At 71.5% G+C, this 24,862-nt stretch carries 19 protein-coding genes and 1 pseudogene; 16 read left to right on the forward strand and 4 right to left on the reverse strand.

The features are described from left to right. Nucleotides 1-27: 27 nt before the first annotated feature. The 4 genes from O7626_RS17850 to O7626_RS17865 form a co-directional block, all read right to left on the reverse strand. Complete coding sequence (locus tag O7626_RS17850) at nt 28-2,046, reverse strand: ABC transporter permease subunit (protein ID WP_278062288.1); 2,019 nt, start codon at nt 2,044-2,046, stop codon at nt 28-30. Beyond that, the gene (locus O7626_RS17855) at nt 2,043-3,473 is read right to left on the reverse strand and encodes an extracellular solute-binding protein (RefSeq protein WP_278062289.1); all 1,431 of its coding nucleotides are present in this window, start codon (nt 3,471-3,473) and stop codon (nt 2,043-2,045) included. The genes O7626_RS17850 and O7626_RS17855 overlap by 4 nt, the downstream gene beginning before the upstream one ends. A 415-nt stretch (nt 3,474-3,888) precedes the next feature. Then, a complete protein-coding gene (locus O7626_RS17860) occupies nt 3,889-4,833 on the reverse strand; it encodes an NAD(P)-dependent oxidoreductase (RefSeq protein ID WP_278062290.1) in 945 nt (314 codons plus the stop codon). An 88-nt stretch (nt 4,834-4,921) separates the two neighbouring features. Then, entirely contained in the window at nt 4,922-5,518 is a 597-nt protein-coding gene (locus O7626_RS17865; RefSeq protein ID WP_278062291.1) for a hypothetical protein, read from the reverse strand. A gap of 173 nt (nt 5,519-5,691) precedes the next feature. Between O7626_RS17865 and O7626_RS17870 the strand changes: the two genes are divergently transcribed. The 16 genes and pseudogenes from O7626_RS17870 (at nt 5,692) to O7626_RS17945 (ending at nt 24,765) form a co-directional block, all read left to right on the forward strand. Further along, nucleotides 5,692-6,525 carry an AraC family transcriptional regulator gene (locus O7626_RS17870; protein ID WP_278062292.1) on the forward strand — a complete coding sequence of 278 codons (834 nt, stop codon included), beginning with the start codon at nt 5,692-5,694 and terminating at the stop codon, nt 6,523-6,525. A gap of 131 nt (nt 6,526-6,656) precedes the next feature. Continuing rightward, nucleotides 6,657-7,253: a dihydrofolate reductase family protein gene (locus tag O7626_RS17875; protein ID WP_278062293.1), complete on the forward strand. Its 597-nt coding sequence runs from the start codon at nt 6,657-6,659 to the stop codon at nt 7,251-7,253. A 401-nt stretch (nt 7,254-7,654) separates the two neighbouring features. Next, on the forward strand, nt 7,655-9,100 hold the full coding sequence (locus tag O7626_RS17880) for an endo-1,4-beta-xylanase (RefSeq protein WP_278062294.1): 1,446 nt from the start codon (nt 7,655-7,657) through the stop codon (nt 9,098-9,100). A gap of 60 nt (nt 9,101-9,160) precedes the next feature. Further along, nucleotides 9,161-9,835 (forward strand): annotated as a pseudogene (locus O7626_RS17885) (IS630 family transposase); the annotation flags it as partial. After that, nucleotides 9,835-10,770 carry an ABC transporter permease gene (locus O7626_RS17890; RefSeq protein WP_278062295.1) on the forward strand — a complete coding sequence of 312 codons (936 nt, stop codon included), beginning with the start codon at nt 9,835-9,837 and terminating at the stop codon, nt 10,768-10,770. The pseudogene O7626_RS17885 and the gene O7626_RS17890, both read left to right, overlap by 1 nt. Continuing rightward, a complete protein-coding gene (locus tag O7626_RS17895; RefSeq protein ID WP_278062296.1) occupies nt 10,767-12,851 on the forward strand; it encodes a dipeptide/oligopeptide/nickel ABC transporter permease/ATP-binding protein in 2,085 nt (694 codons plus the stop codon). The genes O7626_RS17890 and O7626_RS17895 overlap by 4 nt, the downstream gene beginning before the upstream one ends. Then, the gene (locus tag O7626_RS17900; protein ID WP_278062297.1) at nt 12,848-13,873 is read left to right on the forward strand and encodes an ABC transporter ATP-binding protein; all 1,026 of its coding nucleotides are present in this window, start codon (nt 12,848-12,850) and stop codon (nt 13,871-13,873) included. The genes O7626_RS17895 and O7626_RS17900 overlap by 4 nt, the downstream gene beginning before the upstream one ends. A gap of 58 nt (nt 13,874-13,931) precedes the next feature. Next, complete coding sequence (locus tag O7626_RS17905) at nt 13,932-14,792, forward strand: dihydrodipicolinate synthase family protein (protein ID WP_278062298.1); 861 nt, start codon at nt 13,932-13,934, stop codon at nt 14,790-14,792. A gap of 136 nt (nt 14,793-14,928) precedes the next feature. Continuing rightward, on the forward strand, nt 14,929-16,080 hold the full coding sequence (locus O7626_RS17910; protein ID WP_278062299.1) for an ATP-binding protein: 1,152 nt from the start codon (nt 14,929-14,931) through the stop codon (nt 16,078-16,080). Further along, on the forward strand, nt 16,065-16,703 hold the full coding sequence (locus O7626_RS17915) for a response regulator transcription factor (protein WP_278062300.1): 639 nt from the start codon (nt 16,065-16,067) through the stop codon (nt 16,701-16,703). The genes O7626_RS17910 and O7626_RS17915 overlap by 16 nt, the downstream gene beginning before the upstream one ends. A gap of 106 nt (nt 16,704-16,809) precedes the next feature. Then, nucleotides 16,810-18,939, forward strand: coding sequence for a septum formation family protein (locus O7626_RS17920; RefSeq protein WP_278062301.1), 2,130 nt, complete (start codon nt 16,810-16,812; stop codon nt 18,937-18,939). A gap of 32 nt (nt 18,940-18,971) precedes the next feature. Next, nucleotides 18,972-19,754 carry an FHA domain-containing protein gene (locus O7626_RS17925; protein WP_278062302.1) on the forward strand — a complete coding sequence of 261 codons (783 nt, stop codon included), beginning with the start codon at nt 18,972-18,974 and terminating at the stop codon, nt 19,752-19,754. 2 nt (nt 19,755-19,756) lie between these two features. Next, nucleotides 19,757-20,794, forward strand: coding sequence for a serine/threonine-protein kinase (locus O7626_RS17930; protein ID WP_278066205.1), 1,038 nt, complete (start codon nt 19,757-19,759; stop codon nt 20,792-20,794). Then, nucleotides 20,791-21,369, forward strand: coding sequence for a hypothetical protein (locus O7626_RS17935; protein ID WP_278062303.1), 579 nt, complete (start codon nt 20,791-20,793; stop codon nt 21,367-21,369). The genes O7626_RS17930 and O7626_RS17935 overlap by 4 nt, the downstream gene beginning before the upstream one ends. Then, on the forward strand, nt 21,362-23,848 hold the full coding sequence (locus O7626_RS17940; RefSeq protein WP_278062304.1) for an Hsp70 family protein: 2,487 nt from the start codon (nt 21,362-21,364) through the stop codon (nt 23,846-23,848). The genes O7626_RS17935 and O7626_RS17940 overlap by 8 nt, the downstream gene beginning before the upstream one ends. A 29-nt stretch (nt 23,849-23,877) precedes the next feature. Continuing rightward, the gene (locus O7626_RS17945; protein WP_278062305.1) at nt 23,878-24,765 is read left to right on the forward strand and encodes a hypothetical protein; all 888 of its coding nucleotides are present in this window, start codon (nt 23,878-23,880) and stop codon (nt 24,763-24,765) included. Nucleotides 24,766-24,862 lie beyond the last annotated feature (97 nt).

The following is a 24,862-nucleotide window of genomic DNA, read 5'->3' on the forward strand; positions in this document are numbered from 1 at the left end:
CGCGCCGGTCGGGTACCCGCCGAACGGCTACCCCTTGACCGCCCCCGCCGTGAGTCCCTCGGTGAGGAAGCGCTGCCCGAAGGCGTACATGATCACCACGGGGATGCTGACCAGCAGCGAGGCCGCGGCGAGCTGTCCCTGCGGCACGACGTCCCCGGCGATCATGGACTGCATCCCCACCGGGAGCGTCTTGTACTCGTCCTTGGTGATGAACACGAAGGCGAAGAGGAACTCGTTCCAGGCGTTCGTCAGGGTGAACAGCGCGACCGCCAGCAGTCCCGGCTTGGCCAGGGGCAGCACCACCCGACCGAACGCCTGGAGGCGGGTGCAGCCGTCGACCAGCGCGGCCTCCTCCAACTCGATGGGGATCGACGAGAAGTAACCCGCCAGCAGCCAGGTGGCGAACGGCAGCGTGAAGGTCGGGTACGTGACCACCAGAGACCACAGCGAGTCGGTGAGCCGTACGCCGATGAGCAGCTGGTACAGCGGGATGAACAGCAGCGCGCCCGGCATCACGTAGGTGACCAGCACCGTGACGGTGAAACCCTGCGCCCCGCGGAACCGCAGCCGGGCCAGCGCATAGCCGGCCAGGGCGGCGCAGACCAGTGCCACCGCCGTGGAGGCCGCGGACACCAGCACGGTGTTGAGGTACCAGCGACCGAAGGGCTTGGTGGCGAAGAGGTCGGTGAACTGCTGGAGGGTCCACGGTGTCGGCCACAGGTCGTTGTCCCGCATGACGATCTGGCCCTCGGACTTGAACGCCGTGACGACGATCCAGTACAGCGGAACCAGGACGAAGGCGAGCAGCGCGGCCAGCGCGATCCCGGAGGCCAGCTTCGACGTCACCGACGACGCCCGGCGACGTCCCCAGGACTGGAGCGCCGAGACCACCCGGCCGACCGCCGCCGCGACCAGCAGGATCACCCCGAGGACCAGCGCCGCCTTCCAGACGATGTGTGGCGACGCCCAGGCCAGCAGACCGGTGAGCACCAGGGCGACGGCCCACGGCAACGCCTTGCGCGCCTGCCGCGCCTGCTGGGCCCTGCGGGCCCGTCGGGGCGACGCGGTGACGACGTCCCGGCGCAGCAACCGGACCAGGAAGAACACCAGTACGCCGACGACCGGCATCATCACCAGCGTGACCGCCGCGCCCGCGCCGTACTGTAGTTGCAGGATCGCCTTCGAGTAGGCGACCAGCACGTACGGCGCTGTCGCGTCACCCGGGCCGCCCTGGGTCAGCAACCAGATGAGGTCGAAGTTGTTGAACGTCCAGATCGACGACAGGGTCACCGTCACGGTGATCACGTGGCGCAGTCCGGGCAGCGTGACGTGGGCGAACCGCTGCCACGACGAGGCGCCGTCGACGGTCGCCGCCTCGTAGAGGTCTGCGGGGATGGCCTTCAGCCCCGCGAGGAACGCGACGGTGAAGAACGGCACCCCCTTCCAGACGTTGACCATGATCACCGACGGCATGGCCAGGGACGCCTCGGAGAGCCAGCCGGCCGGCCAGGTGTCGACCAGGTGCGCCTTGGCCAGCAGCGGCCCGATCCCCGACTCGGTGAGCAGCAGGTTGACGCTGCCGAAGATCGGGTCGAGCAGCGAGCGCCAGCTGAACGCCGTGACCACCGTCGGCACCACCCACGGCAGCAGGAGAAGCCCGGCCAGCACCGCCCGGCCACGGCGCAGGTTGTGCAGCAGCAGGGCCGCGGACAGCCCCAGCACCACCTTGAAGACCTCGGCGTACGCGGTGAAGACGAACGAGTTGAGCACGCCCGTGCGGAACTGGTCGTCCCCGAACAGGGCCGCGTAGTTGGCCAGGCCGACGAAGACGCTCTGCTGGCCGTGCCGTTCCGTCGTGCTGGTGACGACCGACCAGGCGATCGGCAGGAGCACGAGCCCGCCGACGAGCAGGGCGGTGGGCGCCAGGAACAGCGCCGCCAGCCGCCAGTCACGGCCGAGCCGCCGCTGGGTCGGGGTGAGGGAGCCGGCCCCCGGCGGCGGGGATGTCCCCGTCGCCGGGGGCGGTGCTGGACGGACCGACGTCACTGCGGCAGCCCCTGCTGGGTGAAGATCTGCACCATCTTGTTGTGGGCGGCCTGCACGGCCTGCGCGGCGGGCGTGCCCTGGATGACCTGCTGCATCATGTCGGTGAGGACGTAGGCACCGACGGCGGCCTGCTGGCCGGCGCTCGCCTTCTGCGGGAAGTTCAGCCCGTTCTTGGTGGTCAGCGGCAGCGACAGCTGGGTGATCTTGCGCATGATGGGGAACGCCGGGTCGCCGCTGGTGAAGAACGGGTCGGCGTCCCAGACCTTCTCCCAGGCGGGCAGCGCCAGGCCGGGCGCTTCCTTCGCCACCCCGAGCAGCGCGGGCGCGGTGACCAGGTACTGCGCCAGGAGCTTGGCGAGTGCGGCGTTCTTGGCGCCCTTGAAGATGACGAAGGCCTGGGACTGGCCGAGCAGCAGAGGATTGTCGGTGGCCGGTCCGATGCAGTCGGCGAAGACGTGCGTCTTGTCGTAGACGGGGTTCTTCTTGGTCTTGGAGTCCGCGTAGACGCTGAGCTGGTTGCGGGTGTAGCCGAGGATCCCGGCGAGCCAGTTCTCGTTGTTGCTGGAGTCGGTCCAGGCGGCCACCCCCGGCGGCAGCATCGGCTTGTACTTGGGGTTGGTGTAGATGTCGGCGAGGAAGGTCACCGCCTGCACCGTCTCGGGCGAGTTGAACGTGACCTTCCGGCCGTCGTCGGTGGCGATCGACCCGCCGTAGGAGTTGATCAGCGCCTCGATCATGCCGTTCGCGTCACCGGACCGGTTGACGGTCATGCCCCAGCCGAACCGGCGCTTGGACGGATCGGAGATGGCCAGGCACAGGTCGCGCAACTCCTCCCAGCTGTAGATGTCCTTGGGGGTGATGCCCTTGTCCTGCATCCAGTCCTTGCGCAGGAACGACCCGATCCCGATGAAGTGGTAAGGGATGGCGAACCACTTGCCGTCGAAGACGCAGAAGTTCTTGGACTCGGCGGTGGGCTCGCCGTATCTGGCCGTCAGCGCCTGGACGACGTCCGTCACGTCCTCCAGGTCGCCCAGCGCGTGGAACTGCGCGACGAAGCGCGAGTCGGTCATGAACGCCAGGTCACGTGCGACGCCGCCCTCGACCTCCGCGTGGATCTTGGCCACCACGTCACCGGCGTCGGCCTGGACCAGGCTGTTGTCGATCTTCGTACCGGTGGTGTCGGCGAACTTCTTGATCGAGCTGTCGAGCGCCGCGTTCGCCGCCTCCGAGTAGAGCTTCTGCGACAGCATCCCCATCGTGGAGCCCTTCAACGACGCCGCGGCATCGATCAGCTCCTTCGGGACCTCGGCCTGCACCTGGGGGGTCGACGGCGAGCTGTCGCCGCACGCGGCCAGCCCGGCCGCGCCGAGCAGCCCCACCCCCATCCCCAGAAAGCCGCGCCGGGACCTGAACAGGTTGTCCTCCATGGCCGTTCCCCCTCCTCTGTCTCGCCTCACCGCTATCCGCCGACCGAGGCCGGGGGTCCGCTGCCTCCTCTGGGGCACCTGCGAACCGCCCACACGAGGACGATCGCCGATCGGGTGGTCGCAGCCCGCCTCTGCGCGCAGTCGTCAGAAGCTTGCCCCGACGTGCGGCAGGCCTCTCCCCCGGCTTCTCCCGAACACGCGCACCGCCGGTCCCGGGACGTCGGCCTGCCCGGCGGTGCGATCACCTTACCCATTAAGGTAAGTCGCGCCTAGAGGCGGAGGGAAATCTATGGATCCATGGCATTTGTAATCATCGATTGCCGGCCTGCCAGCCACCCTGTGGAGTCGTACGGGCTCCGGTGCGGACGAGCACCGCGGTGCGGGAGTGAGCGGGTCCGGCACACTCCCGCACCGTTCAGCGCGGGTTGACGGCTCGCCAGGCGACGTAGTCGGCGACTGCCGAGGCGAGGTCGAAGGCCGGGCTGAATCCGGTGTCGCTGGTGAGCCGGCCGATGTCGAGATACGGATTACGGCCGGCGCCCGCCTGCCGTCCGGGCAGCAGGTCGAGCAGCTGGCCGGGCGTGGCCGCCCGCACCGCGTCCGCGAACTCCCGGTTGGTGAACGGTCGGCCGCCGGACACGTTGTAGGTGGTGTGCCGCAGGGTCTGCGCGGTGGTCAGCAGGGCGATTGCCCGGCCGGCATCGGGGGCGTAACACCAGTCGCCGCCGTCGTCGGCGTGCAGTGGCGGCGGCCGTTCACCGCGGAGCACCGCGCTGACGTAGGGCGGGATGTAGTTGAACGGTGATTCCGGATCCATGAGTGGACCCCAGATGCTGCCGATGCGCAGCACGACCGGCTCGACGCCGCTGTCCCGCAGCGCGTGCGTGGTCAGTGGCTCGACCGCCTTCTTGAACGCGACGATCAGATGGGGCAGCTCCGCCGGAGGCAACGCCAGCTCCTCGTGCCACGGAATCTCCGGCCGGCCGAGGTACACGCCGAGGCTGCTCGCGACGGCGAACCGGCGTACGCCCCAGGCACGGGCCGCGTCGAGCGCGGTGAACAGGCCGGCCGTGTCCGTCCGGAGGTACGGCAGCGGATCGATGCCGGGAATGCTGCCGGCGAGGTGGACGATGTCGCTGATGCCGTGGCGGTCGGCGAGGCCGAGGAAGGCGGCCCGGTCGGTCACGTCGAGAGACTCCACGCCGACCCGGCCGGCGAGGAAGGACGGAATCTCGGTGCGGTGGTGTGCGGTCACGACCACCTGGTGACCGAGATCGGCGAGCGCGCGGGCGGTATGGGCACCGATCATGCCCAGTCCGCCGGTGACCAGGACCGTACGGGCGCCGGAAACCTTGCTCATGCATCTCCTTGTCTGATCGAAGGGGCTTTTACGAGTCCACGAACCTAGGAGCTGCGCGGCGGCCGGTCTTGAACGAATCGCGCAGGGGTCAGCCGGGCGGTAGCGGACGCGCCGCGGTCAGTGGCGCCGAGGCGGTGACGCGCTGGACGTGGACCAGTGCGTCGTACCACTGCCGTGGCGTGCCGCCGGACATCGTGGACCCCGGGCCCGCCTCCGGAACGCCGCGGGTGAGCATGGGCCGGTCCAGCCAGCTCCGCACCGCTGGCGGGGTGTTCCCGGTGAGGTCGACGAAGTAGCTGTCCCGGATGTAGTCGTTTATCTGGATGCCGAGCGTCCAGTCGTCCTCCCAGGCCACCGTGCGGTAGCCGCGCTGGGCGACGAGATATCGGACCGCCCGGCTCTTCGCCCGGGTCACCTCCGCCAGGCCGTGCGCCGCCTCGCCCAGACCGACGACGGTCGCGCCGCCGGTGAGCCGCCCCAACTGGGCCAGGTCCGCGCCGACTGCGGCCGGGTCGGTCGGCGCCGCGACAGCCTGGCGTTCGAGCCACTGGCCGAGTGACAGCGCGGGCTGCGACCGCACGCCGGTCGAGTTGGCGGCGGCGGTGGGGATGGTGCCAACGCCGACCAGTACGGCTCCGGAAACGGCGAGGGCAAGGGCGAGGGTACGCCGATGATGTCGTCCCATGACGAAGGGCTCCTAGGTGTGGACCGGTAGCTGCCCCGTCATTCCAGCCGGATCACGGCAGTCCGCAATCCGTCCTCGGGCAGCCCTCGACGTACGCAGGTTGTCGTACCCGCCGCGACCGGCCGGCCGGGAGTCAGCCCCGGACCTCGCCGGACGGTGCGAGGATCGCCCGGATGGACTCCTACGTCGAACGTCCGCCGTCGCCGGGTCTGGCGAGCGTGGTGCGGACGGTCTGGATACAACGCACCGGCGACCTGCCGTACGTGCAGCGGCACCTGCCGACCGGTGGGGTCGAGCTGCACTTCCCGCTCGGCGGAACTCCCCAGTTGGTCGGTCCGCTGACCGGGCCGCAGGTCGAGGTCATCCCGGCGCGGACCACCGTCGTCGGAGTGCGGTTCCACCCCGGGACGGCGCCGCCGCTGCCGACGATGCTCGACGACCTGGTGGACCGACGCCTGAGCCTGGCGGCGCTCTGGGGCGGGTCGGTGGACCGGCTCGTGGCGGCGACGGCCGGAGCCGGTACGCCGGAGCGGGCCCTCCTGGCGGTGCAGGCCCACATCCTGCGGGAGTTCCGGCGCTCGGCCGGGGTCGACCCGCTGGTGCGCCGGGCCGTCCGGGCGTTGATGCCCTGGCAGCCGGTCACCATCGACGCCCTGGCCGGTCGTCTCGCGCTCTCCGGGAGCCAACTGCGTCGTCGCTTCCTGCACGCCGTGGGGGTGAGCCCCAAGGTCCTCCAGCGGACGTTGCGATTCCAGGGATTCCTCGCGTCGGCGCAGGCCGGCACCACCGCCAGGGGCCGGTCGGGTCCGGACGGCATGGCGGAGCTGGCGGTCGACCTGGGGTACGCCGACCAGGCCCACCTCGGCCGGGAGTGCCTCCGCCTGACGGGTCTCACGCCGCGCCGGCTCCTCGGCGCAGACCTCGACCGGTGCGCCTGCGGCCATGACCACTCGGCGTCCTACCAGCCCTTCCTCGCCACCCGGGGCAGGTCGGCGCTGCGGGTCTGACCGTGCGCGATTCGTTCAAGACGCCGGGGTCGGGCCGATCGTAGGGTCCGACCCGTGCCGCCTCCGGTCCGGTTCGGCGGCTCGCCCGACGACTTTCGCGCACCACACCTGACCCACCGGAAGGATCCGACATGAGCAGGGTGATCAGCGCCCACTCCGTCTCCGTCGACGGCTACCTCACCGGCCGCGATCCCGGCGCCGGACGTGGCCTCGGCGACGCCCCGATGCTGTTCGACTGGTACTTCGACGGCGACACCCCGAGCCAGGTCTTCGACGGGTTCAAGCTGAGTGCGCCCAGCGCCCGGGTGTTCGACGCGCTCGCCGGGCGCATCGGCGCGAGCCTGGCCGGCCGCCGCACGTACGACGACTCCGGGTGGCTCCACGGGGGGACGCCGCATCCCGACGCGCCGCTGGTCGTGCTCAGCCACCGGCCGGTTCCCGGCATGACCGACGACCGTCAGACGCTCGTCACCACCGGGATCGAGGACGCGGTCGCGGCGGCGCGGGCCCTCGCCGGCGACCGGGACGTCGCCGTCATGGGCGGCGGCGCCGCGACGGCGGCGTTGGCGGCGGGACTGGTCGACGAGGTGATCCTGCACCAGGTGCCGATCCTGCTCGGCGGCGGCCGGCCGTTCTTCCCGTCGCTGCCCGAGCACGTGCGGCTCCGACTCGTCGAGGTCGTCCCGGCGCCCGGCGTGATCCACCTGCACTACGAGGTGGTTCGCTGAGCACTGCGCCGGTGCCACGTCGACCCCGCCCGCCGGGTCGTCCGGAGCGGCGATCCGCCGGGGGCGACAGTCGCGGATTTTCGGTACCTGTGCTGTCGACCATGGGAGCGGTCGAGCCTCGTCAGCTCGACCGTCTCCGACCGCCCGGTCGCCGGCTTCTCCCACCTGCGCGAATCCGATCCGCCCGCCCCTTCGACCGCACGTGGGTTTCCGGAGCATTTCCGGAACTTGTTGACACTGTGGCCGGGCGGTATCGATACTGACCGTTCCGGGGGTATACACAGACATCGATTACATGCGTCGTGCGTCAGGGAGGGCCCGTGAACAGCAGCCTGGGACAACGTAAGAAAGTCGCGAAGATAGCTCTGCCGACGGCGGTGTTGGTGCTGGTAGGAAGCGCTGTGACGGTCCAGTCCATCAACCCGGCCGCCGCGGCCGAGACCACGCTGCGGGCCGCGGCCGCCAAGGCCGGGCTCTTCTTCGGCGTCGCGGCAAACCCCAACCGGCTCTACCCGATCGTCGGCCAGGAGTTCAGCCAGCTGACTCCCGAGAACGCCATGAAGCCGGACGCGATCGCCACGTCGAGCGGTGGGCTGCAGAACACCGGCAGCGCGGACCAGTTGGTCAACCACGCCCAGAGCAACAACATGCTGGTCAAGGGCCACACGTTGGTGTGGCACTCACAGGCCGGGCAGTTGCAGGGCGCCAGCCAGGGGACACTGAACAACTTCATCGGCAACGCCATCAACCGCTGGGGCAGCAGGATCGCGTACTGGGACGTCGTCAACGAGGCGCTGGAGGACAACAACACCGGCCGGCGCCGGAACCAGTGGCCGCACACCATGAACCGGGACGCGAACGGCGACGGTGACTTCTTCGACTCCGGCGACACCGACGTCATCCGCGACTCGTTCATCCGGGCCAGGCAGGTCGTGCAGGCCGGCGGATTCACCACCAAGCTCTGCATCAACGACTACGACGTCGAGGGCCTGACGGTCCAGGGCGGCACCCAGAACCGCAAGGCCAACGCGCTGTACGACATCGTCCGCAACTACCGGCAGTACATCGACTGCGTCGGGTTCCAGGCACACTTCAACGACAACCCGAACAGCATCATCAGCAACGACCTACAGGCGAACATCCAGCGCTTCGCCGACCTCGGCGTCGAGGTGCACATCAGCGAGCTGGACATCGACGACGACCTGAGCAACAACGACATCGGCGCGGGCCAGGCGGAGAACTACCGCAAGGTCGTCCGGGCCTGCCTGAACGTCGCGAAGTGCACCGGCATCACCGTCTGGGGCATCTCCGACAGCGAGTCGTGGCGCTCCTCCGAGCGGGGTCTGCTGTTCACCGGCGGCAACGGCAGCTACCAGAAGAAGGCCGCCTACAACGCCGTGCTCGACGAGCTGAACAGGGGCCGTACCACCACCCCGCCGACGACCACGCCGCCGGTGACGCCGTCCGTCCCGCCGACCACCCCGCCGGTCGACCCGACCACCCCGCCGGTCGACCCGACCACTCCGGCGCCGACGACCACCCCGCCGAACCCGACCACCGGGTGCACCGCCACGGTCTCGCTGAACTCCTGGACCGGCGGCTTCGTCGCGACCGTGCGGGTCACCGCCGGCAACGCGCGGATCAACGGGTGGAGCGTCCAGCTCACCCTGCCGTCCGGGGCCACCGTGACAAACGCCTGGAACGCGAACCGCAGCGGCACCAGCGGCACGGTGCAGTTCAGCAACGTCAGCTACAACGGCTCGGTGAACGCCGGCCAGTCCACCGAGTTCGGCTTCCAGGGCACCGGAACGGCGACCGGAGTGAGCCCGGTCTGCACCGCCAGCTGAGCGCCACCTGTCCTGGACGGGCGATCCCACGCCCGTCCAGGACGCCCGCCCGGGTCGCCGGAACCCCACCGCGCGGACACGTTCAAGCTGTCGACCGATCCGCAGTTCGTCGCCAAGGTCGTCGACGTGGTCGGCCTGTACCACAACCCGCCGGAGCGGGCGGTGGTGCTGTGCGTGGACGAGAAGTCCCAGATCCAGGCGTTGGACCGGTCCCAGCCGATACTGCCGATGATGCCGGGCATGCCGGAGCGGCGTACGCACGACTACCACCGGCACGGCATCACCAGCCTGTTCGCCGCGTTCAACATCGCCGACGGCACCGTCATCAGTGAACTGCACCGGCAGCACCGTGCCACCGAGTTCCGCACGTTCCTGACCACGATCGACAAGACCGTGCCCGCCGACCTCGACATCCACCTGATCTGCGACAACTACGGCACCCACAAGACCCCGGCCGTCCGGGCCTGGCTGGCCCGCCATCCCCGCTTCCACATGCACTTCACCCCGACCGGCTCGTCCTGGATCAACCAGGTCGAACGCTGGTTCGGCTACCTCACCGAGCAGAAGATCCGCCGCGGCGCCCACAAGAGCGTCCGGTCCCTCGAGGCCGATATCCGGGCGTGGATCGCCGCCTGGAACAGCAACCCACGCCCGTTCATCTGGACCAAGACCGCCGAGGAAATCCTCGAATCACTCGCCCGATTTTGTAGGCGAATTTCCGGCGCAGCACACTAGTGCGCCGCACACTCATCCTGATCCCGCTGCTGCTGGGCGTCATCCTCTTCGTCTTCCTCGTGATGCGGTTCTCGGACAACAAGCCCGAGTACGCCTACTTCCAGGGTGCCAACCCGACCCCCGAGCAACTGCACCAGTTCCGGGTCGAGAACGGCCTGCTCGATCCGCTGCCGGTGCGCTACCTGCGGTTCGTCGGCGACCTGCTGCACGGCGACCTCGGCACCAGCGTGCTGACCAAGGCCCCGGTGCTCGACTCGGTGCTCACCGCCCTGCCACTGACCCTGCAACTGACCTTCCTCGGACTGGCCGTCGCCATCGTCCTGTCACTGGTCCTCGGCGTCACCGCGGCGATCTTCCGGGACCGCTGGCCGGACCAGCTCATCCGGCTCGTCTCACTGGTCGGCGTCGCCGCGCCGGCGTTCTGGCTGGCCCTGCTGATGATCCAGTGGCTGGCCGTCGACCGGGGCTGGTTTCCCACCAGCGGCTACATCAACCCCGCCGACTCGTTCACCGGATGGCTACGCTCGCTCACCCTGCCGGCGCTCTCCCTGTCCCTGCCGGTCGCCGCCCAGCTCACCCGGATCATCCGCACCTCGATGGTCGAGGAACTCGACAAGGACTACGTACGCACCGCGATCGGCAGCGGGTTGCCGCCGATCGTGGTGATCGGCCGCAACGTCCTGCGCAACGCGCTGATCAATCCGCTGACCGTACTCGGCCTGCGGGTCGGCTACCTGCTCGGCGGCGCGGTGGTCATCGAGACCATCTACTCGCTGCCCGGGATGGGCTACCTGATGATCAACGCTGTCCGGGACGGTGACCCGGCCGTCGTACAGGGCGTGGTGCTCACCATCGCCACCGGCTTCGTGCTGGTGAACCTGGCCGTCGACCTCCTCTACCTGCTGGTCAACCCCCGAATCAGGAGCGCCGCGTGACACCCGACGACACGACCGAGGCGGCAGCCGGCGGCGGGCCGGCCGGCACCGGGCTCGACACCCGCCCGCGCGGGATGCGTCCCGGACTGGCGAGCCGACTGTCCCGGCCCGGCATCCGGTTCCGCAGACTCGGGCTGCCCTCGTGGATCTCCGTCGCGGTGCTGTCCGCGATCGCCCTCGCCGCGCTCCTCGCACCGCTGATCGCGCCGCACTCCCCGTACGTGCAGGAGATCCCCGGCGGCGGCCCGAGCGCGACGCACTGGATGGGCCTGGACAGCGCCAACCGGGACATCCTCACCCGGCTGCTCCACGGTGCACGCTGGTCACTGCTGATCGGCCTCGGCGCGACCGCCATCGCACTTGCCGTCGGGGCGGTGGTCGGCGCGGTCGCGGCCACCTCCCGCCGGGCCGTCGACGAGGCGCTGATGCGCGGGCTCGACGTCGTGATGGCGTTCCCCGGAATCGCCCTCGCCGCCGTCCTGGTCGCCGTCTTCGGCGGCGGCATCGGCGTACTGGTGCTGGCCATCGCGTTCCTCTACGTGCCGTCGGTGGCCCGGGTGGTCCGCGCCAACGTGCTGGCCCAGTACGGCGAGGACTACGTGGCCGCCGAACGGGTCATCGGGGCCCGCACGCCACACATCCTGGTCAGACACGTCGCCGTCAACTGCGCCGCGCCGATCCTGGTCTTCTGCACCGTGATGGTGGCCGACGCGATCGTCTTCGAGGCGTCCCTGTCGTTCATCGGCGCCGGAGTACGCCCACCCGCCCCCTCCTGGGGCAGCGTCATCGCCGACGGCCGCAACATGGTGCTGCTCGGCGGCTGGTGGGCCACCGTCTTTCCCGGGCTGCTGATCCTGGTGACGGTCCTGGCGTTGAACATCCTCGCCGAGGGGGTCTCGGACGCCTGGGCCGCGCCGGCCGGCAGGCAGGCCGAACCGGTCCGCCGAAGCGAGGACGTGGACGCGCTGGAGCAGGCCCGGCCCGGCTCCAGAGAGGTCACCCCGCTGCCCGGCCTCGCCGCGGCGGCCCGCCGGATCGCCGAACGCGCCCGCCCGCTGCCGCAGGGCGAGCCGATCCTGCGGGTCAGTGGACTGGCTGTCGGCTTCGACGGCCGACACGACGACGTGGACATCGTGGCCGGCATCTCCTTCGACGTACGCCCGGGCGAGGTGCTCGGCCTGGTCGGCGAGTCCGGCTGCGGCAAGTCGTTGACCGCGCTGACCGTCATGGGGCTCCAGCCGCGCGGCGCCCGGGTCCGGGGCGAGATCCGCTTCGGCGGTCAGGACCTGCTCGCCCTCTCCCCGGCCGGCCGGCGCCGGCTGCTCGGGCACGACATGGCGATGATCTACCAGGACGCCCTCTCCTCGCTGAACCCGGCGATGACCATCCGGGCCCAGTTGAAGCAGATCGTCCGGCGGGGCGGTCGGCGCACCCCTGTCGAGCTGCTGGAGCTGGTCGGGCTCGATCCGGCCCGTACGCTCTCCGCCTATCCGCACGAGCTCTCCGGTGGCCAGCGGCAACGGGTCCTCATCGCGATGGCGCTCTCCCGCGACCCACGGCTGATCATCGCCGACGAGCCGACCACCGCGCTGGACGTGACCGTGCAGGCGCAGGTGATCCAGCTCCTGCTCCGACTGCGTGCGGAACTCGGCTTCGCCCTGATCCTCGTCTCGCACGACCTCGCCCTGGTCGCCGACGTCACCGACCGGGTGGTGGTGATGTACGGCGGCCAGATCGTCGAGAGTGGCGTCACCGCCACACTCGTCGGCGCGCCCGCGCACCACTACGCCCGGGGACTGCTCGGCTCGGTGCTGTCGCTGGAGACCGGTGCCGATCGGCTGACCCAGATCCGTGGTGTGGTCCCGTCCCCGGCGGACTTCCCCGCCGGGTGCCGGTTCGCCGACCGCTGCCCGATGGCCACCGAGGTCTGCCGGGTCGAGCCGCCCCGGCTGGTCGGCGCCGTGGAACACGCGGTCGCCTGCCACCATCCGGCGCTGGAGATCCCGCCGCCCCCCGACGTGGGCCACGAATCCCAGGGCGCCGCCGTGCCCGCACCGACCAGCCGGGCGGAGGCCCGATGAGCGCGCCACACCCCGCCGCCCTGGTGGAACTCGCGGACGTGCACGTCGAACACCGGGCCCGCTCCGGCGGGCTGTTCCGGCGTGAGCGCGTCCACGCGCTCACCGGGGTGGAACTCCGGGTCGCGACCGGCGAAACCGTCGGGGTGGTGGGCGAGTCCGGCTGCGGCAAGTCCACCCTGGCGAAGGTCGTGGTCGGGCTCCAGCCGCCGACCTCCGGCACGGTGCGGTTCGCCGGCCAGGACCTCTGGTCGATGCCGCCCTCGGCCCGGTTGTCGGCGGTCGGCGCGAGCACCGGGATGATCTTCCAGGATCCGTCGACCGCGCTCAACCGGCGGTTGCCGATCCGACAGGTGCTCCGCGACCCGCTCGACGTGCACCGGCGGGGCACGCCGCGGGCACGGGAGGAGCGGGTACGGGAGCTGCTCGACCTGGTGGGCCTGCCGGCCAGCGTGGCGAACCTGCTGCCCAGCCAGGTCTCCGGCGGGCAGCGGCAGCGGGTGGCGATCGCCCGGGCCCTGGCGCTGCGCCCCCGGCTGCTGGTCGCCGACGAGCCGACCAGCGCGCTCGACGTTTCGGTACGGGCCCAGATCCTGAACCTGCTGCTCGACCTCAAGGAGCAGCTGAACCTGGCGATGATCTTCGTCTCGCACGACATCCAGACGGTACGCCGGATGAGCGATCGAGTAGTGACGATGTACCTCGGCCGGATCGTCGAGCAACTCCCGGCCGGTTCGCTTCCGCACGGCGCCCGTCACCCGTACACCCGGGCACTCCTCTCCGCCACCCCGGGCCTGCTCGCCCCGATCGACCCGATCCCGCTGACCGGGCCGGTGCCGTCGGCGACCCGGCCGCCGAGCGGCTGCCCGTTCCGGACCCGGTGCTGGCGGGCCGACGACCGCTGCGCCGCCGAACTGCCGGCCGCCGAGGCCGGCGGGGACCGACACCTCTACCGCTGTCATCACCCGGTGCTCGACGGCACGACCGACCTCGAACTGATCAGCCAAGCCCAGGAGCGTCCATGACCACCGTCCTCCCGTCCGGCGTCGTCCCCCCGGTGCTCCCCTCACCCCCGACCTCGAGGTGGACACCGGATCACTGACCCGGTTGGTGGACCACCTGATCCAGGGCGGCGTCGACGGGCTCTTCGTGCTCGGCTCGACGTCGGAGGTCGCCTACCTCCGGGACGCGGACCGTGGGATCGTGCTCGACACGGTGCTCGGACACGTCGCCGGCCAGGTGCCGGTCCTGGCCGGTGCCATCGACATGACCACGCCCCGGGTCCTCGACCACGCGCGGGCGGCGGTCGAGGCCGGCGCGTACGGGCTGGTCGTGACCGCCCCCTTCTACACGCGTACCCACCCCGCCGAGATCGTGCTGCACTTCCGGACGGTGGCCGACCGGACCGGGGTCCCGGTGTACGCGTACGACCTGCCGGTGTCGGTACACCGAAAACTCGGCGCCGACCTGCTACTGGAACTGGCGGCCGAGGGCACCCTCGCCGGGGTCAAGGACTCCAGTGGCGACGACGGGGGGCTGCGGGACGTGATCCTGCGCCGTCGGGACCAGGACCTCACCGCCTTCGCCGTGTTCACCGGCTCGGAGCTGACCGTCGACTCGGCACTCTGGATGGGAGCCGACGGGGTCGTACCGGGGCTGGGCAACGTCGACCCGCACGGCTACGTACGCCTCTACCAGGCCGCGGCGCGCGGCGACTGGGCGACCGCCCGGACCGAGCAGGAACGGCTGTTCCGCCTCTTCCGGCTGGTGAACGTCGGCGGCCCGCGGATGGGACAGAACTCCTCGGCGATCGGCGCCTTCAAGGCAGCCCTGCACCTGCGCGGGATCATCGCCCACCCGGCCACCGCGCTGCCGCAGCTTCCGCTGGACACCACGGAGATCGCCCGGGTCGGCAGGCACCTGACCGACGCGGCCCTGCGCTGATCCGGCATCAGGGTCGTGGACGTCCGGCGCAGCTCGCGTGTCCGGTAGTCCGCCGCAGAGCGGACTACCGGGAACCTCCGGGTTTTGAAATGTTTGTAGTGTGTCGGGGGTCGATGGGCGGGTACAGGCCGAGCGCGTGCTGGTGCGCGTGTTCGGGGCGGTCCGCCTCGCGCAGTACGCCGCGGCCGGGGTGGCCGCCGTCTCCACCGACCGGTCCGCCTACTCGCGACCGGAACTCGTGTTCGGCCTCTACGCCGTCGCCGCCGCCTGGTCCCTCGTGCTCTACGGCGGCGCGCTGCGGGGTCGGCGCATCACCTGGATCGCCGTCGCCGCCGACGTCCTGCTGATCGGTGTCGCACTCGTCGTCGTCGGCCGGCTGACCGAGCCCGGCCACTCGATCGGGTGGGCGAACTGGACCGTCGCGCCGGCGAACGCGTCCGGCGTGCTCGCCGTCGTGTTCGGCCCGCGCTGGCTGGCCGTACCGTCGATCCTGCTGCTGTCCGGCTGCTACCTCGCCGGCGTCTGGCGGGACTTCGCCGCCGACTCCTCGCTGCTCGCCTCCGTGACCGGCAACATCGGCTCGCTGGTGCTGTTCACCGTCGCCGCCGGACTCGCGGCGACCTGGGTACGCGGATCGGCGCGGGCCGCGGACGAAGCCCACGCGTCCGCGCTGGCAGCCCAGCGCCAGGCGGCGGACGCGGCAGCCCGGATGGCGTCCGTGGAGGCCCGGGACTGGGAACGGCGGCGGCAGTACCGGAACCTGCACGACACGGTGCTGTCCACGTTGACCGTCGGCGCGATGGGACAGATCGACCTCAACACCGAGCAGTTCCGCGGCCAGTGCGAACGCGACGCGCGATACCTCCGTTCCCTGATCACCGGGTCGGACGACGCGGTCTCGACGGACCTCGGCAGCGGGCTCGGACGCGTCGTGCGCGACCTCGCGGCCCTCGGGCTGCGGATCGACCACAACTCGGCGGAACTTCCGGCGGGCGTGCCCGGCCACGTCACCGAGGCGCTGCTGGGCGCGACCCGGGAAGCGCTCAACAACGCCCGCAAGCACGCCGGCACCGGGCAGGCGTGGCTGACGTCCCGCGGCGACGGCGCCGGAGGGGTGCGGGTCACGGTCGTCGACCGGGGCGCCGGCTTCGTGCCCACGGCCGCACGCAGCGGGTACGGCCTGCTCGGCTCCATCCGGCACCGCGTGGTCGAGGCCGGCGGCCAGTGCGACATTGCCAGTACGCCCGGCGAGGGCACCACCGTGGAGATCACATGGAAACCGTTATAACCATCGGCGCGATCGACGACGAGAAGATGCTGCTCCAGTCGTTCGCGAACTGGTTCGGCAGCACGCCCGACATCCGTCTGACGGCGACGGCCGCGTCGGTGGACGAGTACCTTGCCGACCCCGACGCGCCGACGATCGTGCTGCTGGATCTCGACCTGGGCAACTTCACCGACCCGGCGCACAACGTCGCGCAACTGACCGCCACCGGCCGTCAGGTGATCGTCATCTCGGTGGTGAAGGACCGCCGCTGGGTGGTCTCCGCGACCGAGGCCGGCGCGGTCGCCTACATCCCCAAGGAACGCGACCTGGCCGATCTGGCCGGCGCGATCCGGGCCGTGCACCAGGGAGAGACGCCGACGTCACCGGAACACGCCTTCCTGCTCAGCGACGACGACCGGCGTGGCCCGTCGCTGACGCCCCGGGAACGGCAGATCCTGCTCGGCGTGGCGGAGGGCATGACACACGCCGTCATCGCCCGCCGGCTCGGCATCGAGAAGAGCACCGTGAAGACCCACCTGGAACGGGTCCGGCAGAAGTACCGGGAGCACGGGCGCCCGATCACCAGCCCGGGTGACTACCTGAAGCGGGTCGGCGAGGACCCGATCCGCGGCGAGCTGTCGTAGGCGTACATCCAACTTCCAACTGTCTTCCGTGGTGTCCGGTGTCCGGCCCCACGATGCTGGTACCAGTCGGTGCGAGTCCGAGAAGCTGACGTCCTGGGGAGCCCGAGTGAGTGAGGTGGCGATCGCCAGCCTGCGGGAGCTGGCCGGGCCGGACCTGTACCGGCGCAACGCCTTCCGGATCACCGGCCTGCCGGTGGACGTGGACCGGCGTACCGCGCGGGCGCGGCAGCAGCAGTTGGCGGCGGCGTTGCGGGTCGGCGCGGACGTGGGCTGGCAGGGTCCCTCGGCGACCGCCGACGAGGTGCGCGCCGCCTTCGACGTGTTGGGTGATCCACGCCGCCGCCTGGTGCACGAGGTGTTCGCGGTCTGGGGCGTGCCGGACGGCTGCGAATGCCCGGCGGGCGTGCACCACGACCACGACAACGCGGTGCGGGCACACGCCGCCGCCCTCGACGTCGAGCCGGGCGACCTGCTGGCGGCGACCATAGCCGGTGCCCTGCCGGGCCAGTGGACGGCGGCGGCAACGGCCTGGACGAAGACGCTCCGGTCGGCGTCGTTCTGGCGGCACCTGCACCACCGGGTGGGACAGCTCGACGACCGGCAGCTCGACGACTCCGCCGTGGACGCGCTGCGCGCGGAACTGCCGGTGACGCTGGTGCGTCCACTGTTGCGGCTGGCGGCGTCCGCGGCCTATCCCGCTCCGCTGCGCAAGCACCTGGCCGAGTGGCCGGTGCCGGCCCGGGAACGCGACCGGCTGCTCGAAGAGGCGGCCGAGCCGCTCTACACGGAACTGGAGTCCACCGTGCGCGACCTGCACGGCCGGCTGGACTCCGGTGACCCGGACGAGGTCGTGACCGAGATGCGGGCACGGGTGAATCCGCTGCTGGCCCGGCTGGAGGGGTTGACGCCGCGCGACCAGCACCGCCGCACGGAGGCCGCCCGCGACAAGGTCGCCGTGCTCCTCAACAACTGCGCACTCGCCCGGAACCGGTCGACCGGGCAGTACGAGGACAAGGTCAAGAACTGGCTGACGGAGGCGGCAAAGCTCGCCACCGATCCGGAGACCCGGCGCCGGGTCCGGGAGAACCTCCGGGGCTTCGACGAGGCGGACAAGGCACTCGACCAGTTCCGGCGCACGGTCGACGAGATCCGGCGGACCCGGGGGCGGTACGAGGCCGCGAGTTTCCTGCGGGGCATCCTCTCCGAGGTCACCGACGAGGCGCTCGCGGCGGCCATCCGGGAGATGCTTGCCGACCTGGATGCCGGCGCACCGATCTCGTACCGCACGCCCAGCCGTCCGTCCGGATTCCGCGCGCCGATCCGGCTGCACGAGTGGGAGAAGCAGGAGGCGCGGCGGCGGGGTCGGGCGGTGGGGGTCGTCGTCCTATGTGCGATCGTCCTGGTGGGGCTGGTCTGGTTCATGAACGCCGCGATCGACGGGGAGGAGACGGTCGACATCCATCCGGCCGCCTACGGCAACGTCTCGTCGGAGATCGTCTGCGTCCGGGACAAGGACGACTGGCGCGACGGCGACACGACGGTGACCACCGTGTCCTGCGGGCAGGAGCACGCCGCCGAGGTGATCGCCTATCTGGGGTTGCGGGAGGCGAACCTCTCCTGGCCCACCGCGGACTACGACTACCTGGCCGGCCTCGCCCGGTTCAGCTGCGGCGAGCAGGCGAACAACTTCGGCCTCTCGGCGGGTAGCCAGTACGCCACCGAGGTCATCCTGCCTGACCGGGACGTCATCCACCGGTCGGACTCGCCGTCCAACTACGCGACGTGCCTGGTGATGCGTACCGACGTGGAGCGTTGGTCGTTCCTCGCCGCCTCCCGGCAGACCGGGGCCCAACTTCCCGTGCAACGGCCGATGACGTCCCAGAAGGGCCGGGATCACAACGCGCCGGTCGGCTACTGCGTGCGGGGCAGACAGGAGCCCGACCGTGCGGAGAACGTGTGGCCGATCGTGCGCTGCGACGAGCCGCACTGGGCCGAGATACTCGGCTACGAGATCCTGCGGTGGCCGCCGCCCGACGGCGCGACGCTCCGGCCGCAGCTCGTCGAGGAGGCGAACCGCACCTGCCAGAAGCTGGCGACCGAACTACAGGTGCCGGACACGTTCTCGGTCCTGCCGGTCATCAGCGAATGGTGGACCGAGCAGAGCCAGGAGCGGATGTACGCGGCCTGCGTGGCACATCGCAAGGACCACCAGTCCTTCTACGGGCGAGTCCGGTAGTCCGGCCGATGGTGCCAACCAGGGAGTCGACAGTGGCTGAGGAAACGCGGACGAGCGGAGCCGTGACGTTGCGGATCACGTCGCCCGAGGGGACGGTCCGGGGCGTCGAGCTGACGGACGGGCCGGTCACGGTCGGGCGGAGCGCGCCGGACCACGCACCACAGGTGGCGCTGGAGCCGGACCCGCAGCGCTGGATCGGCCGCCTGCACTGCACGCTGGATCTGCACGACGGCGGCTGGACGGTGACCGACAACGCGAGCGTCAACGGCACGCTGTTGCGCTGTCTGGACGGGCGCACCGAGCGTCTGGTGGGCAGCCGCCGGCTGCGGCACGGCGAAGCGCTGCTGATCCTCGGCGACATGTCCCCGGACGGCGAGCCGCTGTACTGGGAGCTGACCCTGCTCGACCCGCACACCACCCAGGCCGCGCCGTTCGAGCCGCCGCCGGCCGTTCCGGTTCGCGGGCCGTGCCTGCGGTACGACTGGGTGGCCGCGCGGGCGTACCGCAGCGACGAGGACGGAGAGACCCCGGTCGGCGGGCTGCGGCCGCAGGGCCACCAGCTGCTGCGGTACATGGTGGGCCGGAGCAGCGCCGGTGCCGCCGTCGCGTGCGGTCACGAGGAACTCGTGACCGCGCTCTGGGGCCCGCGTGAGGAGTGGCCGCCGGGCCGGGCCTACAACCGGGCCGACCTGGCCGGCGTCGTGCGGGCGGTGCGTCGCGCCATCGAGGTGGACCCGTCCGCGCCACGGATCCTGGAGACCATCACCGGCATCGGCTACCGGCTCAACGTCGCGGACTCCGGGGACGAGTCGTGAGCATGCTGGCCAGTGGCGACCGCGTCACCGAGACCCTCGTGGTGGACCGGCTGCTCGGCGAGGGCGCCTTCGCCGAGGTGCACCGGGTGCGGCACGAGTATCTCGGCTGGCAGGCCATGAAGGTCTTCAAACAGGTCGTCTCGCTCGACGAGACACGCACCCTGCTGGAGGAGGCCCGCCTGCTGTCCACGCTCGGGCACCCGAACATCGTGCGGGTCTTCGACGCCGGTACGGTGCGCACCTCGAACGGCGTCCGTGGCTTCTTCACCATGGAGTACGTGGCCGGGGGCAGCCTCGAACGGCTGATCCGGGCGCACGCACCGGCGATGCCGGTGGAGCTGGCGGTCGAGGCGGCCGAGCAGATCGCTGCCGGCCTGACCGTCGCGCACGAGCAGGATCCGCCGATCCTGCACCGCGACCTCACCCTGGCGAACATCCTCGTCGGGTACGACGGCAGCGGCCTGCGGGTCCGGGTCAGCGACTTCGGGCTCGCCAAGCGCGCCGACCCGTTCACGATGCTGGCCAGCGCCCAGGGCACGTTCGCCTTCATGGCCCCCGAGGTGCTGCGCCGCGAGGGATACTCACGGGCCAGCGACGTGTGGTCGGTGGGGACGATCGGCTACCTGCTGCTGACCGGCCGGCTGCCCTACGACGACGGTGCACCGCTGTCGTCGTACTCGCCGGGTCGGTTCGCGCGGGCGCCGCTGCCACCGAGCCGGTACCACCCGGAGGTGGACCCGGAACTGGACCGGATCATCCTGTCCGCGTTGCAGGTCGATCCGGCCGACCGGCCCGCCTCGGCGGGCGTGCTGGCCGCCGAACTGCGCGACCGGCGGCTCGGCGGCGCCGCCAGCGGCCGGGGCGGACCACCCGACGCGCGGGCCCGCCGGCTCGCCACGGAGGCGCTGGCGCTGGCCCGGCAGGCCGGCCAGCTCGACCGTGCGGCGGAGCTGATGGCGGAGGCACTGGAGCTGGCACCGGACCTGCGCGCCCGCTATCAGCCCAGGTTGGCCCTGTGGCGACGAGGAGTGACGATGTGAGACGGATCAGCTTACTGCGCGAGGAGCTTCGCCAGCGCCGGCACCACCGCGAGTTCCGGATCGCCCCTGCGGTCTGGGACGACGAACAACAGGCCCGCCTGGCGGAGTTGCTGACGGCGGTGCGGGACGCCGAGCCCGCCGAGCTGGAGACGCCCGCCGAGCCCGCGGAGCCCGCCGAGCAGGAGACGCCGGCCGCGCGGGAGACGCCGGCCGCGCAGCCGGACGAGGCGGCGCTCGCGACGGCGGTCACGAACCTGTGGCGGGCCCAGCGGAAGCTCAGCTCGGCGGGTGAGCGGCCCTCACCCCGGGACCGCCAGGCCAGCCGGTACCTGCGTACGTCCACCGAGGCGCTGGCGGGCGCCGGCCTGGTCGTCCAGGAACACGACGGCGACGCCTTCGACCCGGGACGGGAACTCGAGGTCCTGGTCTACCAGGAGAACCCCAACCTGACCGCCGAGGTCGTCATCGAGACCGTACGGCCCTCGGTCTACCTGCACGGCCGCCTCGTCCAGATGGGACAGGTCATCGTCGGCACCCCGGCGCAGCCCGTTGACGGAAGGAACGACCATGCGTGACACCATCGACTTCGGCATCGACCTCGGCACCACCAACAGCGCGATCGCGGTGGTGGAGGAGGACGGCGGCGCCGCCATCATCAAGAACAACGACGGCTGGGACATCACCCCCTCGGCGGTGTGGATCCCGAAGCCCGGTGTCGTGCACGTCGGGCGGCGGGCCCGCGAGCGCGTGCAGAGCGACCCGGACAACGCGGTCGCCGAGTTCAAGCTGGAGATGGGGCTGGCGGACGTCAGCAAGCGGTTCGCGAGGGCCGGCACCACGCTGACGCCGCCGCAGCTCTCCGCCGAGGTGCTCAAGTCGCTCCGGGCGGACGCCGCGCACCACAGTGGCAGTCCACCGGAGGCGGCGGTGATCACCGTACCGGCCGCCTTCTCGCTGAACCAGAACAAGGCGACCCTGGAGGCCGCCGTCCGGGCCGGGCTCAGCGCCGCGTGCCCGCTCGTCCAGGAACCCACCGCGGCGGCCTTCGCGTACGGCTTCCACGACGCCGACGACCGGGCGTACTGGATGGTGTTCGACTTCGGCGGCGGCACCTTCGACGCGGCCGTGGTGAGCAAACGCGACGGCGACCTGCGGGTGCTGAACCACGCCGGCGACCCGTACCTGGGTGGCAAGCTGATCGACTGGGCGGTGGTGGAGCGGATCCTGGCCCCCGCCGCCGCGTCCGCGTTCGACCTCGCCGACTTCCGTCGGGACAACCCGGCATGGCGGCTGAACTTCGCCAAGCTGAAGTGGCTCGCCGAGGAAGGCAAGATCCAACTTTCCCGCCGGAACGCTATCGACCTGATGGTGGAGCTGACGCTCGGCGACGGTGAGGTCGAGACGTTCGAGTACACGCTCCGGCGGGACGAGCTGGACAGGGTCGCCGAGCCGTTCTACGCGCGGGCGGTCAACCTGTGCCGGACGGCCCTCGCCGACGGCGGACTGAGCGCGGGTGACATCGACCGGCTGCTGCTCGTCGGCGGCGCCACCCTGGCCCCCGGGCTGCGGGAGCGGCTCGCCGACAGCCGGGACGGTCTCGGCATCGCCCTCGACACCAGTCTCGACCCGACGACGGTGGTCGCCCGCGGTGCCGCGATCTTCGCCAGCACCGTCCGGCGCCCGGATCCGCCGTCGTTCGAACCGGTCGCCGGCGAGTACGCCCTGCAACTCGCCTACGAGCCGAGCGTCACCACCACCACGCCGGTGGTCGCGGGCAAACTGCACGCCGCCGCACCGGTGGACTGGACCGGGTACGGCGTGACGCTGAGCAACCCGGACGGGCAGCCGCCGTTCCGCACCGGCCGGGTGGCGCTGAACGCCGAGGGCGCCTTCCTCACCGAGGTCTCCGTCGATCCGCACCGGACGTCGCGGTTCACCGTGGAACTCACCGACGCCTCCGGTGCGCCGCAGCAGGTGTCACCCGATTCGCTGTCCATCACGCACCGCGATGTCGAGTTCGGGGGCGCCCGACTGACCCACTCGCTCGGCATCCAGCTCGTCGACCGCGCGTTCGCACCGCTGCTCCGCAAGGGCGCGACGCTGCCGACCCGGGCACGCGAGGTGTTCCGCACCGCCGCGGCGCTGCGCCGCTCCGACGCCGATGCCGTGCTCCGCATCCCGGTGGTGCAGGGCGAGCGGGACCGCGCCGACCGCAACCGCCTGGTCGGCATGCTGGAGATCCGCCCGCTCGACGTACGGATCGACCTGCCGGCCGGGACCGAGGTCGAGGTGACGTTCGAGGTGGACGCCTCCAACCTCGTCACGGTCGTCGCCGACGTGCCGCTGATCCAGGCCCAGTTCGAGGCGGAGATCAACCTCGACGAGGTCCGCACGCCGCAGCCGGACGAGCTGGCGGCCGCGCTCGCCGAGGCCGAGCGGCGGATGGCCGCACTGCACGAGTCGCGTGCGTCGGAGGCGCCCGAGGTGCGGGACCGGCTACAGCGACTCGACGACGAGGGCACCCTGACCACCGCCCGGGAGCAGGTCCGGGCCGCCGCCGTGGACGCCGGCGCGGCCGCCACCGCCGAGGACCGGCTGCGCGAGGTGCAGGCGCAGCTCGACGACATCGAGGAGGCGGCCGACCAACCGGCGCTGGTCCGGGAACTGCGCGACCTGCTCGCCGAGGCCGGTCGGCTGGTCTCCGAGGTGGGCCATCCCGCCGACCGGACGGCGCTCGCCGAACTCGGGCAGCGCGCCGACGAGGCGATCGCGAGCGGCAGTTCGGCGCGGATCAAGGCGGAGACCGAGCGGGTCACCGAGTTCCTGATCGAGCTGGAGCGGCGCCAGCCCGGCTGGTCGGTACGGGTGTTCTACGCGCTGTGCGAGCAGCAGGGCCGGATGCAGCCTGCCGGCGAGGCCCGGACGCTCGTCCGGGAGGGCAAGGAGGCCCTGGCCGCCGGTGACGAACGCGCACTCGACGCGGTCAACTACCGGCTCTTCCGGCTGCTGCCGCGCGAGGAGCAGCCGAAGATCATCGGGCTGGTCGGCCGGTGACCGCGCCGGCCCTGGGTACCGACCTGGCGGTGAGTCGGGCGACCGCCGCCGCCCGGCGTGGCGACCTGGACGAGGCGGCCCGGGTCCTCGTCGCGCTCGACGGCGCGGAGCCGGCCGTCCTCGACCTGCTCGCCCGGATCCGCGCCCAACAGGGTCGCTGGCGGGAGGCGGACGAGTGCTGGGCGACGGTCCAGGCGACCGAACCGGACCACGAGGGCGCCGCCGCGGGGAGGCGGGCGATCGCCGCCATCCTCGCCGGTGACCGGCGCGCACACCCGCTCGCCTCACCGGTACGCCTCGCCGCGGCCGGGGCGGGGCTGGTGGTGGTGCTCGCCGCCGGGACCGTACTCGTGGTTCCGTCGTGGTCGCCCTCGCCGCCCGCGAAGCCCGCCGCCTCCGTGTCCACCACGGCGCCGGACACCGCCGCTCTGGACGCCGAGCGCCGCCGCGCGGCGGAGCTGGAGAGCCGGCTCGAAAAATTGGAGGTGGACCGGGTGGCGGCCGCGCAGGCGCTGGACGCCCGGCTCGACGCCATCGCCCGCGCCGTGACCCTGCCCGGCGTGCTCGTGAGACGCCGGCCGGGCGCGGTGGAGGTCTACTTCCGGAAGGGCCTGTTCAGCCAGGACGCCTGGCTGACCGCGAACGGCGCCGACGTGCTCGCCGACGTCGGACGCCGGCTGCCCGACCTCGACGTGGCCGTCACCGTGGTCGGGCACAGCGTGCCGGTGCCGGGCGGCCCCACCAGCGGCGGCTCGAACACCGCGCTGACCCGGGCCCGGGTCGCGGCCCGGAAGCTGGCCCAGGCGGGCGATTTGCCGCTGACCGCCTTCACCCTGCGCTCCGCCGACCAGTCCCAGGGCCCGTTCCGCGAACCGGCCCGCAACCGCACCGCCAGCCTCGTCCTCACCCCCTCGTGACCACAGATGTACGGAGTCCGCCCCGACCGGTAGGAGACTCGGCCGCGCCCTGCCGACGACCCTCGCCGGCACACCTGTCCGGAGACCGACGGAGTGC

Origin of the sequence: Micromonospora sp. WMMD1102 (assembly GCF_029626265.1) — a bacterium.
Lineage (GTDB): Bacteria > Actinomycetota > Actinomycetes > Mycobacteriales > Micromonosporaceae > Plantactinospora.

Excerpts from the sequence above, each read along its gene's own strand:
- O7626_RS17855 (WP_278062289.1), bottom strand. The coding sequence starts at position 3,473 with ATGGAGGACAACCTGTTCAGGTCCCGGCGCGGCTTTCTGGGGATGGGG.
- O7626_RS17860 (WP_278062290.1), bottom strand. The coding sequence starts at position 4,833 with ATGAGCAAGGTTTCCGGCGCCCGTACGGTCCTGGTCACCGGCGGACTG.
- O7626_RS17865 (WP_278062291.1), bottom strand. The coding sequence starts at position 5,518 with ATGGGACGACATCATCGGCGTACCCTCGCCCTTGCCCTCGCCGTTTCC.
- O7626_RS17870 (WP_278062292.1), top strand. The coding sequence starts at position 5,692 with ATGGACTCCTACGTCGAACGTCCGCCGTCGCCGGGTCTGGCGAGCGTG.
- O7626_RS17875 (WP_278062293.1), top strand. The coding sequence starts at position 6,657 with ATGAGCAGGGTGATCAGCGCCCACTCCGTCTCCGTCGACGGCTACCTC.
- O7626_RS17900 (WP_278062297.1), top strand. The coding sequence starts at position 12,848 with ATGAGCGCGCCACACCCCGCCGCCCTGGTGGAACTCGCGGACGTGCAC.
- O7626_RS17915 (WP_278062300.1), top strand. The coding sequence starts at position 16,065 with ATGGAAACCGTTATAACCATCGGCGCGATCGACGACGAGAAGATGCTG.
- O7626_RS17930 (WP_278066205.1), top strand. The coding sequence starts at position 19,757 with ATGCTGGCCAGTGGCGACCGCGTCACCGAGACCCTCGTGGTGGACCGG.
- O7626_RS17940 (WP_278062304.1), top strand. The coding sequence starts at position 21,362 with ATGCGTGACACCATCGACTTCGGCATCGACCTCGGCACCACCAACAGC.